Annotated in this window: 12 protein-coding genes and 1 tRNA gene; 7 read left to right on the top strand and 6 right to left on the bottom strand. The window is 65.4% G+C overall.

Annotated elements, in window-relative coordinates; all coding sequences use genetic code 11:
• Positions 1 to 90: 90 nt before the first annotated feature.
• The 3 genes from maiA to BLS61_RS00470 all read left to right on the top strand — a co-directional run bounded on the left by maiA (position 91) and on the right by BLS61_RS00470 (position 5,369).
• Positions 91 to 741 carry a maleylacetoacetate isomerase gene (maiA, locus tag BLS61_RS00480; protein WP_090425890.1) on the top strand — a complete coding sequence of 217 codons (651 nt, stop codon included), beginning with the start codon at positions 91 to 93 and terminating at the stop codon, positions 739 to 741.
• Between the two features lie 91 nt (positions 742 to 832).
• Positions 833 to 2,293, top strand: a complete 1,461-nt coding sequence (locus BLS61_RS00475; protein WP_090425887.1) for a sodium-dependent transporter — start codon at positions 833 to 835, stop codon at positions 2,291 to 2,293.
• A gap of 1,126 nt (positions 2,294 to 3,419) precedes the next feature.
• Positions 3,420 to 5,369: a HAMP domain-containing methyl-accepting chemotaxis protein gene (locus tag BLS61_RS00470; protein WP_090425884.1), complete on the top strand. Its 1,950-nt coding sequence runs from the start codon at positions 3,420 to 3,422 to the stop codon at positions 5,367 to 5,369.
• Between the two features lie 3 nt (positions 5,370 to 5,372).
• On the opposite strand, the gene BLS61_RS00465 is transcribed toward BLS61_RS00470, so the two are convergent.
• The 4 genes from BLS61_RS00465 to BLS61_RS00450 form a co-directional block, all read right to left on the bottom strand.
• Positions 5,373 to 6,146 (bottom strand): SDR family oxidoreductase, encoded by a 774-nt coding sequence (locus tag BLS61_RS00465; RefSeq protein ID WP_090425881.1) that lies wholly within the window; start codon positions 6,144 to 6,146, stop codon positions 5,373 to 5,375.
• A 150-nt stretch (positions 6,147 to 6,296) separates the two neighbouring features.
• Positions 6,297 to 6,998, bottom strand: a complete 702-nt coding sequence (tsaA, locus tag BLS61_RS00460) for a tRNA (N6-threonylcarbamoyladenosine(37)-N6)-methyltransferase TrmO (protein ID WP_090425877.1) — start codon at positions 6,996 to 6,998, stop codon at positions 6,297 to 6,299.
• Positions 6,999 to 7,008: 10 nt separating this feature from the next.
• Complete coding sequence (locus tag BLS61_RS00455) at positions 7,009 to 7,215, bottom strand: hypothetical protein (RefSeq protein ID WP_090425875.1); 207 nt, start codon at positions 7,213 to 7,215, stop codon at positions 7,009 to 7,011.
• 43 nt (positions 7,216 to 7,258) lie between these two features.
• Positions 7,259 to 7,969 (bottom strand): rRNA pseudouridine synthase, encoded by a 711-nt coding sequence (locus BLS61_RS00450; RefSeq protein WP_090425870.1) that lies wholly within the window; start codon positions 7,967 to 7,969, stop codon positions 7,259 to 7,261.
• A gap of 172 nt (positions 7,970 to 8,141) precedes the next feature.
• On the opposite strand from BLS61_RS00450, the gene wecB reads away from it, so the two are divergent.
• Genes wecB through BLS61_RS00430 form a run of 4 tightly spaced genes read left to right on the top strand, consistent with a single transcriptional unit; the run spans position 8,142 to position 15,436 of the window.
• Entirely contained in the window at positions 8,142 to 9,284 is a 1,143-nt protein-coding gene (gene wecB / locus BLS61_RS00445) for a non-hydrolyzing UDP-N-acetylglucosamine 2-epimerase (protein WP_090425866.1), read from the top strand.
• Between the two features lie 7 nt (positions 9,285 to 9,291).
• A complete protein-coding gene (nfrB, locus tag BLS61_RS00440; RefSeq protein ID WP_090425863.1) occupies positions 9,292 to 11,466 on the top strand; it encodes a cyclic di-3',5'-guanylate-activated glycosyltransferase NfrB in 2,175 nt (724 codons plus the stop codon).
• Positions 11,463 to 14,591 carry an NfrA family protein gene (locus BLS61_RS00435; RefSeq protein WP_090425860.1) on the top strand — a complete coding sequence of 1,043 codons (3,129 nt, stop codon included), beginning with the start codon at positions 11,463 to 11,465 and terminating at the stop codon, positions 14,589 to 14,591. The genes nfrB and BLS61_RS00435 overlap by 4 nt, the downstream gene beginning before the upstream one ends.
• Complete coding sequence (locus tag BLS61_RS00430) at positions 14,591 to 15,436, top strand: DUF4434 family protein (RefSeq protein ID WP_090425857.1); 846 nt, start codon at positions 14,591 to 14,593, stop codon at positions 15,434 to 15,436. The genes BLS61_RS00435 and BLS61_RS00430 overlap by 1 nt, the downstream gene beginning before the upstream one ends.
• Positions 15,437 to 15,589: 153 nt before the next feature.
• On the opposite strand, the gene rimO is transcribed toward BLS61_RS00430, so the two are convergent.
• Positions 15,590 to 16,912: a 30S ribosomal protein S12 methylthiotransferase RimO gene (rimO, locus tag BLS61_RS00425; protein WP_090425854.1), complete on the bottom strand. Its 1,323-nt coding sequence runs from the start codon at positions 16,910 to 16,912 to the stop codon at positions 15,590 to 15,592.
• A gap of 142 nt (positions 16,913 to 17,054) precedes the next feature.
• A tRNA-Met gene (locus BLS61_RS00420) sits at positions 17,055 to 17,131 on the bottom strand.
• Positions 17,132 to 17,241 lie beyond the last annotated feature (110 nt).

The raw sequence follows: 17,241 nt of genomic DNA, 5'->3' as shown, positions 1-17,241 counted from the left end.
GAGCGGCTTTAGCCGCGATTCGCCAGCAGTCGCTTAAAGCATCGCGGCTGAAGCCGCTCCTACCAGGTCGCGTTTCGAAAGGAATCCGTAATGCTGAAACTCTACGGCTATTGGCGCTCCAGCGCTGCCTATCGCGTGCGCATCGCCCTCAACCTCAAGGGCCTGGCCTATGAGCAGGTGCCCGTGCATCTGGTCAAGGATGGCGGCCAGCAGCACGGCGCCGACTACCGCGCGCTGAACCCGCAGGGGCTGCTGCCGCTGCTGGTGGACGAGGAGAACGGCGGCGTGCGCATCGCCCAGTCCCTGGCGATCATCGAATACCTCGAGGAAATCTTTCCGGTGCCGGCGCTGCTGCCGGCCGACCCGGCCGAGCGCGCCCAGGTGCGGGCGCTGGCGTTGCACATTGCCTGCGACGTGCATCCGCTGAACAACCTGCGCGTGCTGCAGTACCTGTCCAGCGAGCTGGGCGCCTCCGACGAGGCGAAGAACGCCTGGTACCGGCATTGGGTCACGCTCGGTCTTGCAGCGGTGGAGGAAGGGCTGGCCGCGTTCGACGGTCGCCTGTCGCTCGGCGAGCGGCCCGGATATCTGGAAGCCTGTCTGATCCCGCAGCTGTATAATGCGCGGCGTTTTAACTGTGACCTTGCCGCGTACCCACGCATCGTCGCCATGGCGGCGCGCTGTGAACCCCTGGAGGCCTTCCAACTGGCCGCGCCGGAGGTGCAAGCCGACGCCCAGTGACATCTCCGGCTTCAACCCAAGCCTTGCATTCCGCTGCGCCACGAGCGCGGCGGGTCCGATTCCGTCACAGATAAAAACAAACAGGTGACGCATGACCCGTGAAAAACCGAAGAACCTCTGGCTCTCGCGCTGGGGTTTCATCCTCGCTGCAACCGGCTCGGCCGTGGGCCTGGGCAATATCTGGAAATTCCCCTATATCACTGGTGAGTACGGCGGCGGCGCCTTCGTGCTGATGTACCTGGCGTGCATCCTGGCCATCGGCATTCCGGTGATGATGACCGAGATCGCCATCGGCCGCCGTGGTCGCGGCAGCCCCATCGATGCCATCGGCCGCGTGGTCCGCGAGAACGGCGGCAACCCCTTGTGGAAGGCGGTGGGCGGCATGGCCATGCTTGCCGGCTTCATGATCCTGTGCTTCTACGTGGTCGTCGCCGGCTGGGCCTTCGCCTACACCTGGAAGATGCTCGACGGCTCGCTGGCTGCCACCAGCGTCGAGGCGCTCGGCGGGGTGTTCGAGGCGCACAACGCCAACCCCTGGCAGCTCGGCGGCTGGAGCGTGCTGGTGGCGCTGCTGACCCTGTGGATCGTGGCCAAGGGCGTGCAGAAGGGTATCGAGAACGCGGTGCGCTGGATGATGCCGGGCCTGGCCCTGATGCTGATCGTGCTGGTCGGCTACGCCTTCACCAGCGGCAGCTTCCAGGCTGGGTTCGATTTCCTGTTCCATTTCGATGCCTCGAAGATCACCGGCGAGGCGCTGTTGGCCGCTCTGGGTCATGCCTTCTTTACCCTCAGTCTGGCCTCGGGCGCCATCCTCACCTACGGCTCGTACATCCCCGACGGCCAGTCGATTGCCCGCACCACCTTCCTGGTGGCGATCTGCGATACCTGCGTGGCGTTGCTGGCGGGCCTGGCGATCTTCCCGATCATCTTCGCCAACGGCATGAGCCCGGGCGCAGGGCCGGGGCTGATCTTCATGAGCCTGCCGCTGGCCTTCCAGCAGATGCCATTGGGCATCGCCTTCGGCGTGCTGTTCTTCGCCATGGTGTCGATCGCCGCGCTGACCTCGGCCATCTCCATGATCGAAGCCACGGTGGCCTATCTGAACGAGAAACACGGTATCAGCCGTCTGCGTGCAGCGCTGGCTTCCGGCGCCGTGCTGCTGGTAATCAGCCTGCTGGCGATGCTCTCGTTCAACCTGCTGGCCGGCTGGACGCCGCTGGGCAAGAACTTCTTCGACTGGCTGGATTACCTCACCTCGCGCTGGATGATGCCGCTGGGCGGCATCTTCATGGTGGTGCTCGCCGGCTATGCGCTGCGCAGCGAAATCATGCGCGACGAGCTGGATCTGCCGCCTGCAGGCTACGCCCTGTGGCTGTTCATGGTGCGTTACGTCAGCCCGGTGCTGATCATGGTGGTGTTCCTGCATGCGCTGGGCTGGCTGCTGTTCGACCCGGTCGCCCAGTGGTACTGGATCGCCGGAGCCATCGGCCTGCTGGCGGTCGCCGGTGAAGCCCTGCGGCCTCGAGTGATGCCGGTGCTTGCCGGTCGCTGAACCGCGCCCCGCTGGAACAGGCGGGAAAATGCGGGTTGATACCGGACTGGCAAGTTTGTGTGCGTATCGCTTGCGGACTTAGCACTATCCATTACCGCGTGTACTGATCGTTTGGGTTGCGCCCCTTACGGGCGCCACACCTTGATTCGCTGCGCTCACCCTTCGGGCCAGCCTGCGGCTGTTACTCCGCTGCGCTACGTTTCGTTGCTTGCCCAAGAAAGGTGTGCCAAAGAAGGGCACCCCGACATCCGGGTTTCGCTACGCGAAACTTCCCTCGCTCCGGTGCTGCTCCGGGGGCCGGCTTACAAGGGCCGTCCATGGCCCTTTAAGCGGGGCCGCCATCGGTATCTCGCCGCATCCATGCGGCTCGTCCCCCTACGCAACACCTCCACTCGGCCTCCTGAAGGGGACCGGGTCGCGAGCTTGCATTATCTTTGCGAAGTTGAAATTGGCGTCGTCTGACCTTTGCCTTTGCCTTTGCCTTTGCCTTTGCCTTTGCCCTTGCTCTTCAACTGCGATGGAACAGACGACGCCCAAGCCCCCTTCAGGAGGCCGAGTGGAATCGCCGTGGAAGGGGTTGAGCGACATGGATGTCGCGAGAGCTGCGATGGGCCAGGGATGGCCCTTCGCAGCGTGCCCCTGGAGCGGTGATGGAGCGAGGGAACCCCGGCGCAGCCGGGGCCGTATGCAGGGGTGTGTTTCTTTGCTTACTTTCTTTGCACAAGCAAAGAAAGTGAGTCGCCCGTAAGGGGCGAAACCCAGCAGGTCAGACGACACGCTAAGGGATAGTGCCAAGTCATCGACAGCTAACACGTAATTGCCAGTTCGGTGTCAAGCGCATCTTCCCCGCGAGAACGCGAAGAACCTTTTTTGTGGGATGGGGTTGGTCGATCGGCGATAAATCGCCAGTTATTGGGCGTCAATAAGCGGATAGTTGCCGAGTTTTCCCGTCTGCCGTCGATCCGCTGGCTATGCTGCAAGAGGTGGATTGGCGAATTGCCAGCACTCAAGCGGCGCCACTCTGCTGCCGATAGCATGGACTCGACATGGCATAGCTGTTGCCTTGCCAATCGACCAGGTCGCGCTCACGAGGCGCGGCTGTATAAGAAGAACCCGGAGTTACCCTATGTTCAAGCCTGCCGCACGTCTTTTCGCCAACCTTGCCGTAGGCAAGAAACTCTTCATCGGTTTCGGCCTGGTGCTACTGCTCACCGCTGCCATGACGGTCAGCGGCTACCTGGCCGTGCAAGCGGTATTGAAGGGACACGAGCAGGTCGGACAGCTGGCGCAGGTGAATCAGGAAATTCTCCAGGCGCGTCGTCTGGAGCGCAGTTTCGCCATCGAGCAGACCCAGGAAAACGCCGCTCGCGTGCGCGACAGCCTGCTCAAGGTGCAGAGCATGCTGGAGCAGCTCGGCAAGCAGGTGGCCGAGGGTTCGCGCGTGCAGACCATGCAGCAAGCCACCACCGAGTACCTCAAGCAGTTCGACAACTATGTCGAGCAGCAGGGCAAGGCACGCGAAGCCCGTCAGGACATGCGCACCGCCGCGGCTGAGGCCCGCGATCAGTTCGAGGTGATCGAGCTGGACATGTACGACGCGGTGCGCGAGCTGCGTCTGCAGGGCGATCGCCTGCGTGGCAGCGATCCGCTGACCCTGGCGGAAACCGCGTCCGGACTGAGCAAGCGCATGCTCGACCTGCGGGGGCATGAAAGCCTCTACATCATCGACGGTTCCGCCGAAGCGCTGAAGGAGTGGGCCTACGTCAGCGAAGACCTGCAGACCGTTGCCAGCAGCCTGAAGGTCTGGCTCGACGATGACCAGAAAGCGTCCATCGACACCGCCTTGCAGGCGCTGACCCTTTATCAGCGCTCCTTCCTCTACTACCAGCAGCTTCGTGAGCAGAACCAGGCCACCGAGCAGGCCATGATCGAACGGGCGCGCTCTGTCGTCGATCTGGCCGAGGCCGCCCAGGCCGCTGCCGAGCAGGGCATGCTCGGCGACAGTGAGCGTGCGCTGGTGATGCTCGGCATCATGGGCTTCGCTGCCGTGGTGCTGGGACTGTGCGCCGCGCTGCTGATCACCCGCCTGATCGTTGCGCCGCTGCGCCAGTCGGTGGTCTTCGCCCAGCGTATCGCCGCTGGCGACCTCAGCCAGGACATCCCGCAGGATCGCGCCGATGAAGTCGGACAGCTGCTCGCAGCCATGCAGGACATGACCCTCAGCCTGCGCAACCTGGTCAGCCGCATCGGTGGCGGCGTCGGGCAGATCGCCGCGGCTGCCGAGCAGCTGTCCGCGATCACCGCGCAGACCAGCGCCGGGGTGCAGACGCAGAAACTGGAAACCGAACAGACCGCCACCGCCATGCACCAGATGGCCGCCACCGTGCAGGAGGTGGCGCAGAACGCCGAGCAGGCCTCGCTGGCGGCGCGCGATGCCGACCTGGAGGCGCAGCAGGGCAATCGCGTGGTGCAACAGGCGGTGGATCAGATCGACAGCCTGGCCAACGAGGTGGAGCAGTCGGCCAAGGCCATCGCCGACCTCAATCAGGAAAGCGCGCGCATCGGCAGCGTCCTGGAGGTGATCCGCAACGTCGCCGAGCAGACCAACCTGCTGGCGCTCAACGCCGCCATCGAAGCCGCGCGGGCCGGTGAGCAGGGCCGCGGTTTCGCCGTGGTCGCCGACGAGGTCAGGGCATTGGCCAAGCGTGCCCAGGACAGCACCGAAGAGATCGAGAGCCTGATCGCCGGGCTGCAGCGCATGGCCAAGGGCGCGGTGCAGCAGATGGACAGCAGCCGCGACCTGACCCGCCGTACCGTCGAACTGGCTGGCGAGGCCGGTGACGCGCTGGGCCGCATCACCCAGGCCGTCAGCACCATCGAACAGATGAACCAGCAGATCGCCGCCGCCGCCGAGGAGCAGAGCGCGGTGGCCGAGGCGATCAACGAGAGCGTCACCCGCGTGCGCGACATCGGCGAGCAGAGTGCCGCGGCCAGCGAACAGACTGCCGCCTCCAGCGCCGAGCTGGCGCGTCTGGGCGTGGAACTGCAGGGTTTGGTGCGGCAGTTTCGCACCTGACCCTCAGCCCAGGTGAAAGCCGCCGTCGATGGGGATGATGGCGCCGGTCATGTAGGCCCCGGCGCTGCCGGCCAGGCTCAGCGCCAGGGCGGCCATCTCGTCCTCGCGGCCCCAGCGCTTCATCGGGATCACCGCGGTATCGGCGGCCAGCGCCGCTTCGTCCTCGGCGATGAAGCGCGTCATCTTGCTCGGGAAGCGCCCCGGCGCGATCACGTTGACGTTGATGTGCTCGCCCACCAGCTCCTTGGCCAGCATGCGCGACAACTGATGCAGCGCGGCCTTGCTCGGCCCGTAGGCGTAAGCCTGTTCACCCATGGCGCTGATGCCGGCCACCGAGCCGATGTTGATCACCCGTGCCGGACATTCGGCCGAGCCGGCCCTGCGCAGCAGCGGCAGCAACTGCTGGATGCAGCCGAACACCGAGGTGACGTTGAGCTGCATGACCTTCTCCCAGCCCTTGGCCGGGTAGCTTTCCAGCGGCGCGCCCCAGGTGGTGCCGGCGTTGTTGACCAGGATATCCAGCTTGTCGATACGCCCGGTTAGTTCGGCGGCCAGTGCCTGCACGCCTTCCTCGCTGGCCAGGTTGGCAGCTATGCCGGTGCACCGGCCCAGTGCCGAGAGCTCGGCGGCGGTCTGCGCACAGGCTTCGCTGTCACGGGCGCAGACGTAGACATGGGCGCCGGCCTCGACGAAGGCTTTGGCAATCATCAGGCCGATGCCGCGCGTGCCGCCGGTGATCAGGGCGGTGCGGCCGACAAGGGAAAAGTACGGATGCATGGGAAGGCCTCGATGAATGATGAGGTCTTCACCCTAGAACCTGGCGCCAGGTAAATCAGGCACTATTGCCGGTCGAAATGACGATTCATGCGTTTTGCCTTGTCGCGGCCAAAGCCCCTCCCACGGAGCATCGATTGCGTGGGAGGGGCTTTAGCCGCGACTCGCCATCTGCACATCCAGCACACGAATACGCCCTGGTTGCGGGTAATGCCAGTGCACGTCCAGATCCCAGAAGCGCGCGCCGTAGCGCCGCTCGGGCTGCGGTTGCTGGTAGGCCGGGCGCGGGTCCTGCGCCAGGCATTGCTCGATCAGCGCCACCAGCGGTTCGTCCAAACGCAGCCCGTGGCTGCGCGCAGCTGCCAGGGCATCGTCCTGCCAGTCCACCGGAATCAGCGGCGGCGGGGCATCGGCCATCTCGTTACGGGCGTCGGCCACGGCATCGGCATAGGGCACGTAAGGCTTGATATCCAGTACCGGCGTGCCGTCGAGCAGGTCGATGCCGGACAGGTGCAGGCGCCCCGGCTCCACGCGTTCCAGGCGCACCACCGACTGGCCGATGCCGTTGGGGCGATGGGTGGCGCGGGTGCTGAATACGCCGACCGACTGATTGCCACCCAGACGTGGCGGACGCACCTTCAGGCGTGGCTTGTCTTCCAGCGCCTGGTGAAAGAGAAACAGCAGCCAGACGTGGCTGACCTGCTGTAGACCCTGGACGGCCTCGCCCTGATCGAAGGGCGGCAGCAGTTCCAGCACGCCGCGGGCGGCGGGGGCCAGATGCGGCTGACGAGGGATGGCGAACTTTTCCTTGAAGCAGGAGCGGACGATGCCGACCGGGGAGACCAGATGCTGCATGGTGTGTTGCTTAGCGGCGGTTGACCGGGGCGTCGTACGGCACCCGGCAGCCTGCGTCGCGGAACGGCCCGGTGAAGGCGATCCAGCCCTCGCCGGGGCTGGTCTGGGCGCAGGTCAGGTGGCCGTCGACCTTGCTCTGCCAGAGGAAGAAGGGTGCTGGCGCAGCGAGGCTGGGCAGGCTCAGGGCGAGCAGGGCGGTGAGGAGCAGGGTGCGCATGATGATTGCCTCCAGAGCGTGACGGGCACAGCCTAACATGGCCTCAGAATCGTTCCTTGTCGCCCAGGTAGCGCCATTGCCCGGCTGGCAGCTTGGCCATCGGCACGCCGCCGATACGGATGCGTTTCATGGCTTTGACTTGCAGGCCCAGTGCCTTGCAGATCTGCTGCAGCAGTTCGGCTGGCGGATTCTTCAGGGCGAAGCGCAGGCGTTGCTCGCTCTGCCAACTGGCCTTGCACGGCGGGAACTGCGTGCCCTTGTGAATCAGGCCTTTCTTCAGGCGCTCCAGGGCGCCGGCCGCCAGTTCGCCGGCGACATCGACCAGATACTCCTGCTCCAGCTTGGCGCCGTCCTCGCGCAGCTTGCGCTGGGCGCGCCAGTCCTGGCTGAGCACCACCAGGCCGCTGGCGCCGTTCTGCAGTGGCAGGCTCTGTTCCTGACGCAGGAAATGGCCATGCAGGATACGCTGGGCGTGCGGATCGTCTTCCCAGTGCCGCTCGCGCACCAGCAGATGCTGCAGTTGCGCGGCGCTGGCGCCGGCCGGGCAATGCAGCAGCAGGGTGACCGGCTCTACCGGCTCGAGGCTGGCGCCGGGCAGCAGCTCGATGCGCTGCTCCGTTACCTTGAACTGCGGCGCTTCGACCACCTGGCCGTCCACCGCGACCCAGCCGCCGGTGATGTACAGATCAGCCTCGCGCCGGGAACAGCCGAATAGTTCGATGACGCGCTTGGACAGGCGGGTGGGTTCGCTCATGGGCTGGCTCGGAGTAAGGGGGGCGACATTGTAGCGCCGTGCCTGCCGGGACGCGCACAAAACCGTCATGGACAGAATTTGAGTCAGACTTTTGCTTGCCCTGACGAACTCTTGCCCTAGGATGGACGTCAATAATCGTTATCGACGGAAGCTTTCAGCCAAGGAGCTGCGCATGTCCCTCAAGGTACAGATGGTCTTCGGTACTCGCCCCGAGGCGATCAAGATGGCGCCGCTGGCACGGGTGCTGAAACACTGGCCGGGAATCGACCTGTTCGTCTGCTCCACCGGGCAGCACCGGGAAATGCTGCAGCAGGTACTCGACGCTTTCGAACTGCAGGTGGACGAAGACCTCGATGTCATGACCCAGGGGCAGACCCTCAACGGCCTGTCGCAGCAGTTGCTCCAGCGGCTCGACGAGAGCTACGCGCGGGTACTGCCGGATATCGTGCTGGTACACGGCGACACCACCACCAGCTTCATCGCGGCCTTGGCCGCCTATCACCGGCAGATCGCCATCGGCCATGTCGAGGCAGGCCTGCGCACCGGCAACCTGCGCTCGCCCTGGCCGGAAGAGGGCAACCGCACCCTCACCGGCGTGCTGGCCGATCTGCATTTCGCCCCCATCGGCAAGGCGCGCGACGACCTGATTCGTGAGGGGCGTTGCGCCGATCAGATCGAGGTGACGGGCAATACGGTGATCGACGCGTTGCTGTGGATGCGCGATCACCTGCAGCAGACTCAGTGGCATCCGGCGGCGGATTCACCGCTGGCGAAGCTCGACCCGCAGCAGCGCCTGGTGCTGATCACCGGCCATCGCCGGGAGAACTTCGGCAAGGGCTTCGAGCATATCTGCCAGGCACTGGCGGAACTGGCCGGGCGTTACCCTGACGTGCAGTTCGTCTACCCCGTGCATCTCGATCCGCAGGTGCAGGGGCCGGTGCGTGCGCTGCTGGGCGGCTACGGCAACATCCATCTGATTGCGCCACAGGACTATCAGCACTTCGTCTGGCTGATGGATCGCGCCTATCTGATCCTGACCGACTCCGGCGGCGTGCAGGAGGAGGCGCCGGCACTGGGCAAACCGCTGCTGGTACTGCGCGAGGTGACCGAGCGGCCCTCGGTGCTGGAGGGCGGTACGGTGCTGCTGGTGGGCACCGACCCCGCGCGCATCGTCGAGCAGACCACGCGCCTGCTGGATGACGCGCAGGCCTACCAGTCGATGAGCCGGGTGTTCAGCCCCTATGGCGACGGCCATGCCAGCGAGAAGATCGCGCAACGCCTGACGCGTTGGGCTGCAGAACGTCACGGCAAGTGAGGCGCGCATGAGCCTGGAACTGGTCGATCTGCTGGCCTACGTACTCTATGCCCTGAAATTCGTGGCCATCGCCCTGGCCGCGCTGATGCTCCTGCTGGGCCTGGATGATCTGTTCATCGACCTGGTCTATTGGGGGCGTGTGCTGATCCGTCGCTTTCGCATCTATTCCGGGCGCAAGCGCGCCGACGAGAAACTGCTCTACGGCACGCCGGAAAAACCGCTGGCGATCATGGTGCCGGCCTGGCAGGAGGTCGGTGTGGTGGGCGAGATGGCGCGCCTGGCTGCTTCCACTCTGGACTACGAGAATTATCAGATCTTCGTCGGCACCTACCCCAACGATCCCGATACCCAGCGCGATGTCGACGCGGTGTGCCTGCATTACCCCAACGTGCACAAGGTGGTGTGCGCGCGCCCCGGCCCGACCAGCAAGGCCGACTGCCTGAACAACGTGATCGATGCGATCTTGCGTTTCGAGGCCGAGGCGCGCGTCGAGTTCGCCGGTTTCATCCTGCACGACGCCGAGGACGTGATTTCCCCGCTGGAACTGCGCCTGTTCAACTACCTGCTGCCGAACAAGGATCTGATCCAGGTGCCGGTCTATCCCTACGCGCCGGAGTGGAGCGGCTTCACCGCGGGGCATTACGTCGATGAATTCGCCGAGAACCATGGCAAGGACGTGGTGGTGCGCGAGGCGCTCACCGGTCAGGTGCCCAGCGCCGGGGTCGGTACCTGCTTCAGCCGGCGTGCCGTCGCCGCACTGCTGGAAGACGGCGATGGCATCGCCTTCGACGTGCAGAGCCTGACCGAGGACTACGACATAGGTTTTCGCCTGAAGGCCAAGGGCATGAAGTGCATCTTCGCCCGTTTCCCGGTCAGCGATCCGAAGCTGGCCCTGGCCCAGGAATCCGGCTGGGGCATGAGCAAGCGTTTCTCCCAGGTGATCTGCGTACGCGAACACTTCCCGCGCACCTGGTCGCATGCCGTGCGGCAGAAGTCGCGCTGGATCACCGGTATCGTCTTTCAGGGCACCACCAATCTCGGCTGGAGCTCGCGCAAGACACTCAACTACTTCCTCTGGCGCGATCGCCGCGGCCTCCTGGCCTACCTGCTGAGTTTCCTGGTCAACATGCTGCTGGTGGTATTGCTCGGCATGTGGCTGGTCGGCCTGTTCAATCCCGATGCCTGGCACTTCCCGTCGATCCTGTCCGGCAGCCCGCTGCTCAGCACGCTGCTCTGGCTCAATGGCGTGCTGCTGCTCAATCGCCTGTTCCAGCGTGCCTACTTCGTCACCCGTTTCTATGGCATCGGCCAGGGGCTCTTGTCCGCACCGAGGATGATGTGGAGCAACTTCGTCAACTTCTTCGCCAATGTGCGGGCGCTCAAGCAGGTGCTGGCGATGGGCGACTCGCGGCGAGTGGCCTGGGACAAGACCACTCACGAATTCCCCTCGCTGGGCCAGAACCAGCAGACGCCACTGGGCCAGCGTCTGGTGGAGCAGGGGCTGATCAGTGAAGAGCAACTGGGCGCCGCGCTGACCAACCCGGTGCGGCGTCGCCTGGGCCGGCAACTGCTGCTCGACGGGCTGCTCGACAGTCGGCAACTGGTGCAGGCATTGGCCGAGCAGTTGGACGAGCCCTGGGCGCCGCTCAATCCTTTTCGTATCGATGAACGCCTTGTCCGCGCCTTTCCGCGACGCCTGGCGCTGCGCTACGCCGTGCTGCCGGTGGAGGAGGACGGCGACACCCTGGTGCTGGCCTGCGAGCGCCTGCTCAGCCAGGTATCGGTCGGTGCCATCAGTCGTCAGCTGGGGCGGCCGGTGCGTTGGCAGCTGGCGCAGCAGGGGCGGGTAACGCTCGGCTTGCGTTACTGGTATGGCGGTCGACATGCCGGCGAGGAGGTGCGCAGATTGCTGGAAGTGCTCGAGCGTCACGCGGGGGACGAGGCATTGCTGGAAGAGGTGTGCAAGCATCAGGTGCTGTTCGGCGACCTGCTGCAGGTCCGTGGCCTGCTCCCGCCGTCGCTGTTCAACCAGGCGCTGATCGACTTCGATCCTGAGCAGCATTCGCTCGGCCAGCACCTGCTGCAGCGCGGCGTGATCACCGAGGACGTATTGCAGCAGGCGTTGCGCGAGCAGGCCGAGGAACAGCGCGAGTCGTATCGCGCGGTGGAGGCCATGGCATGAGGCGATTGCTCGGTTTTTCCCTGGCGGCCTGCCTGTTCGCACCGACCGCGTTCGCCACCGAAGCGCTCAGCGGTTTCCAGCAGTTTCGCAGTTACCCCTTTCTTGATCGTGCCTACCGTGAGGCCGAGCGCCACAACTGGGTGGAAGTGGAGCGGCTCATGCGCCAGTTGCTCGAGCGCGTGCCGAACAACGACGAAGGGCGCAGCCTGCTGGTCGAGGCCCTGGCCAAGCAGCGGCGTTATCGGGATTCCGAAGCCCTGGCAGCGCAACTGAACAATAGCCACGAGGCGCTGTTCGAGCTGCGTATGGCCTGGATCGAACAGGACCCGCCCACCCGCGAGATGGTGGAGCGCTGGCTGGAAGAGAGCGAAGGCGATCAGCGGGTGCGTTTGTGGCAGGCCTACAGCCTGACGCTGGCCAAGTTCGGCGGCGCCAAGCGCGCGCTGGACTGGCTCAATCAGGTGCCGGTACGGGGTGACGGCATGGCCATGCGCCTGGCACGCGCCAACTGGGCCGAGCGCCTGCGTGACTGGCAGACCAGCGAGGAGCAGCTGGCCCCGCTGGAGGCCGAGGGCAGCCTCCAGCCCGACGACTGGCAGCGCCTGGCCAATGCCCGCGTGCAGTTGCTCGATGAGGCGGGGCTGCAGCGTCTGCTCGAGCGGCCGCCATCGCCCGCTGCGGAACGGCGCGTGCGCCTGGCGATGCTCGACCGCGCCGTGGCGCTGGAGCGTCCGGAGATGGCACAGCGCTGGCTGGATACCCTGCCCGAAGCGGACCGTGGCACGCAGGAGCGTACGCGCGTCTGGGAACTGGCTCGTCAGGGCGGCAACAGCCAGCAGGTACGCATGTTGAGCGAACAGCTCGGGCGACCATGCCTGGAAACGGCCGAATGGCTTTCCCGCCATGAACGCGAGTCGGCGTTGCAGCAGTTGCGCAGTTGTCGCGCAGACGAGGACCCGCAGACCTGGCTGGTCCTGGCTCAGCGTCTGGGGGCCGCCGACCTGCTGGCGCGTCAGACGCTCCCCGAGCCCTGGGAAGCCTCGCGTCAGGCACGCTTGCTGGAAGCCTGGCACGCGCAGGGACGCGACGATCTGGCCCTGGCCTGGCTGGCGCGTCAGCCGCAGACGCCGGCGCTGTCGCGGCGCCGTGCCGAATTGCTGCAGGCCTCCGGGCGGCTCCAGGAGGCCGAGCGCCAGTGGCTGGACCTCTATCGGCGTACGGGGGATCTGCAGGCGCTGGATCAGGCCAGCTTCCTGACGCTTCAGGCCGGGCGGCGCGAGCAGGCTCTGCAGTGGCTGGATGAGGCGTTCGAGAAGCATCGCCAGCGCCTCCCGCTGCCTCTGCTGCAGCGTCTGGGCGGGCTCTACACGGAAACGGGGTCGACCTTCGATCCGCTGCGTGCACGCGGGCTGGTGCCTTATCTGGACGCGCCAGGCCGTGTGGCGCTGCTCGGGCGACTGGCCGAAACCGGCGACTGCGCCTGGGTGCGCGAGAGCATCGGCGATTCACCACGAACCCCGGGCGAGTGGCGAGTGCTCGGCCGTTGCGCCATGCCGCAGCGGCCCGGTGAGGCGGTGGTGCACTATCGTACGGCCCTGGCTCAGGGCGACGAAGCCAGTCGCCTGCCGTTGGCCTACGCGCTGGAGGCAGCCGGCGATGCCCCGGGCGCCTGGAGCATCTGGCGCCAACTGCCGATCTCGCAGCTCGACCACATTGCCCGTCTGACCGCCGCCCGTAGTGCATTGGCGGCGGGCGATTCGGCAGCCGCCGAACGCTACTGGCGCAGCAGCGAAGCCCGGTCGGCTGATGACTGGGCGCTCGGAGCGGCCATCGCCCAGGCGCGTGACGATCTGCCCTTGGCCCTGCAGCGCCAGCGCACGGCGCTGAGCCGACAGCCTGCGGCAGGCCATTACTATGGCGCAGCGGCGACTGCGCAGGCGGCAGGCGAGACGCGACAAAGCAGCGACTGGCTTGCCGAGGCCGTGCGCCTCGATCCGGATCATCCGCGTTACAACGCCGATTACGCGATGCGCCTGGCCGCAGCACCCACGCCGCAGGAGCGACGCGCATCCATTGCCAGGCTGGAGCGGGCCACGCGTGACTACCCCGAAGACTATCGTCTGGGCGAGACGCTGGCCTGGCGCTACGACGAGGTGGAGAACAGCGCTGCGGCACGCGATGAACTGCGCCGGGTGATCGACCTGGAGCAGAATCCGGTCGCCGCCGACGACGAATACGGCAGCATGGAGGCGCGCCGCTATCGTCAGCGCCGCGCCCATGAAACCCTGTCGCGGCGTGACAGCTTCACCCTCGCCAGCACCTGGTCACCGGCCGGCGTGGCGACCGTGGCGACGCCCACCGGCAGCGCTCGGCGCGCCTCTTCGCAGAACGTGCAGATGGCGATCTGGGATCACGCGCTGGGTGAAGAACCGACGCGCAACGGCAGCAGCCTGTCCGTCTATGGGCGCGCCCTGGCCGGCGCCACCGGGCGCAAGCTCCACAACCAGTACCTCGCCGCCGGCGTCGGGCTGCGTTACAAGCCCGTTGGCGATCTCAACCTGAACCTCTACGGCGAACTCTACAAGCAGAACGAGTACCCCGACGGCGGCTTCGACGGCGAGCGCTGGAGCAAAATCTGGACGCCGGAGAAGTTCGAGCGGCGCGTACGTGACCGCGAGCACTATGCGCAGACTTCCACCGACTACCTGCTGCGCGCCACCGCGTCCTTCCTCGATCAGGGCGAGTACCGCAACGACTGGCGCGTCGACGAACAGCAGTGGAACGAACGCTCGCTGTATCTGGATGCCGCCTGGTGGACCAAGGCTGGCGATCATCAGTGGCTGTCGCGCTTCCAGCAAGGGCATGTGTGGAAACTGCACGGCGAGCGCGCGCAGACGCTGATGGTCTATGGCTTCGGCGAATTCAGCACGCAGGACCCGGATAACGACTGGCGGCAGGACCTGCGCGGCGGAATCGGTCTACGCTGGCAACTGTGGTATGGCGACAGTCGTTATAACGCCTTTCCTGCCCATGTCACGGTGCGCACCGAGTACCAGTTGGGCCTGGGCGGCAATCTGTACGAGCGCGCCAATGGCTGGCTGCTCGGAATGGAGGTCAATTTCTGATGCGCCGTCTACTGATAGGCATCCTGCTGAGCCTGGCCGTGGTGCAGGCAGAGGCCGAGGAGCGCCTGTTCTTCCAGCCGCTGAACGTCGACAGCAGTCTCGATCAACAGACCTGGCGCAGCATCTGGCGTGATACCGCCAAGGCCGGCGTTAAGGTGGTGGTGGTGCAATGGACCGCCCACGGTGAGTCGACCTTCGGCGGTCGCGACGGCTGGCTGGCCAACAGCCTGCGCCTGGCCCGCGAGCAGGGCCTGCAACTGGTACTGGGCCTGTATATGGACCCGGCCTACTACCAGCGCCATGCTCAGCTCGACGGCCCCGGGCTGGAGGCTTACTGGCAGCACCAGTTGGGGCTTTCCCTGGCGCAGCAGCGCGTGCTGCGCGAGCAGTGGCAATTGCCGGTGGCTGGCTGGTACCTGCCGATGGAGCTCGATGATGTGCAGTTTCAGGCCGCCGAGCGGCGCCGGACCCTGTATCGCCAGTTGCAGGACTTCGCCGCCCAGCTGGACGCGCCACTGCACCTGAGCGCCTACACCGGCGCGCAGCTGGCGCCCGATGTCTATGCCGCCTGGCTCTATGAACTGCAATCGCTGGGATTGTTGGTGTGGTGGCAGGATGGCGAGGGCACCGGCAGCCTGCCGAAGGTGGTGCGCCGCGCCTATGGCCGAGCGTTGCCTTGCGAGGTGGGCATCATCCGAGAGGCCTTCCGTCAGGTCAGCGCCGATGGCGAGCCGTTTCGCGCCGAGCCGGCCGAACCCAGGCACATCTACCCGCAGTGCCACGTCGAAGCCGTGTTCTCCCTGGGTTATCGCCCCTGGGGCGCGCCGCTGCGCGCCAACAGGTAAAACAAACCCCGCATCGAGCGTAATGCCGTTCACATAAGAAAGGGTCGAGCGCAATCAGTCCCCTCGCCCCTCTGGGGAGAGGGGAACGAAGCGTGTACAACCTTAAGTAAACAGCATTACCGCATCGAGCGGGTTTTTTTAGGCAGCTAGGTGCTAAACCAGCTCGCCCCACATGTCGTACTCGTCGGCATCGACGATGCGTACACGCACCTTGTCGCCCGGCTTGACGTTGGGGGAGTCGATGAACACGCTGCCGTCGATTTCCGGGGCGTCGGCCCAGGAGCGGGCCACGGCACCTTCGCCATCCACTTCGTCGACCAGCACGTCCATTTCCAGGCCGATCTTGGCCTGCAGGCGCGCGGCGCTGATGGCCTGCTGATGCGCCATGAAACGCTCCCAGCGTTCCTGCTTGATGTCATCCGGTACTGGCTCCAGGCCCAGGTCGTTGGCCGGAGCGCCTTCGACCGGCGAGTACTGGAAGCAGCCGACGCGGTCGAGCTGGGCTTCGGTCAGCCAGTCCAGCAGGTACTGGAAGTCCTCTTCGGTCTCGCCGGGGAAGCCGACGATGAAGGTGGAGCGGATGGTCAGCTCCGGGCAGATCTCGCGCCACTTCTTGATGCGCGCCAGGGTCTTGTCCTCGAAGGCCGGACGCTTCATGGCCTTGAGCACTTTCGGGCTGGCGTGCTGGAAGGGGATGTCCAGGTACGGCAGCAGCTTGCCGGCGGCCATCAGCGGGATCACGTCGTCGACGTTGGGGTAGGGGTAGACGTAGTGCAGGCGCACCCACACGCCCATCGACGACAGCGCCTCGCACAGCTCGAGCATGCGCGTCTTCACCGGCTGGCCGTTCCAGAAGTCCAGCTTGTACTTCATGTCGACGCCGTAGGCGCTGGTGTCCTGGCTGATCACCAGCAGCTCCTTGACCCCGGCCTTGACCAGGCGCTCGGCCTCGCTGAGCACGTCGCCCACCGGGCGGCTGACCAGCTTGCCGCGCATCGACGGGATGATGCAGAAGCTGCAGCTATGGTTGCAGCCCTCGGAAATCTTCAGGTAGGCGTAGTGGCGCGGGGTGAGCTTGATGCCCTGCGGCGGCACCAGGTCGATCAGCGGGTTGTGTTCGGTCTTCGGTGGTACCACTTCATGCACCGCGCTGACCACCTGCTCGTACTGCTGCGGGCCGGTGACGGCCAGCACGCTGGGGTGCACGTCGCGGATGCTGTCTTCGGCCACGCCCATGCAGCCGGTGACGATCACCTTGCCGTTCTCGGCCAGTGCCTCGCCGATGGCGTCCAGCGACTCGGCCTTGGCGCTGTCGATGAAACCACAGGTGTTGACCACCACCACATCGGCATCCTGGTAGGTCGGCACGATCTCGTAACCTTCCATGCGCAGCTGGGTCAGGATGCGTTCGGAGTCGACCGTGGCCTTGGGACAGCCAAGGGAGACGAAGCCTACTTTGGGAGTGGCGGTGGACATGCGGGCTAACCTCTAAGGGCACCTGGGCGGCGCCTCTGATCAAAAAGTGCGCAATTCTAGCGGCGGATCATACGCTTGACCAGTGCTGGCCAAGGAGCGGAAACGAAAAAGGCCACTCGCTTGAGTGGCCTTTTTCTGAAGGTGGTTGCGGGAGCAGGATTTGAACCTACGACCTTCGGGTTATGAGCCCGACGAGCTACCAGACTGCTCCATCCCGCGTCGGCAATTCTACGCTTGCTTAAAGTGTTGTCAATCGATTTATTGCTTTTGATCGAAAACATTAATTTTCGCTCAAGCAAAAAGGCCACTCGATTGAGTGGCCTTTTTGT

The organism is Ectopseudomonas guguanensis, assembly GCF_900104265.1.
GTDB classification, from domain to species: domain Bacteria; phylum Pseudomonadota; class Gammaproteobacteria; order Pseudomonadales; family Pseudomonadaceae; genus Aquipseudomonas; species Aquipseudomonas guguanensis.
The sequence above is the reverse complement of the archived record's forward strand: the minus strand, read 5'-3'. Positions and strand labels throughout refer to the sequence as shown.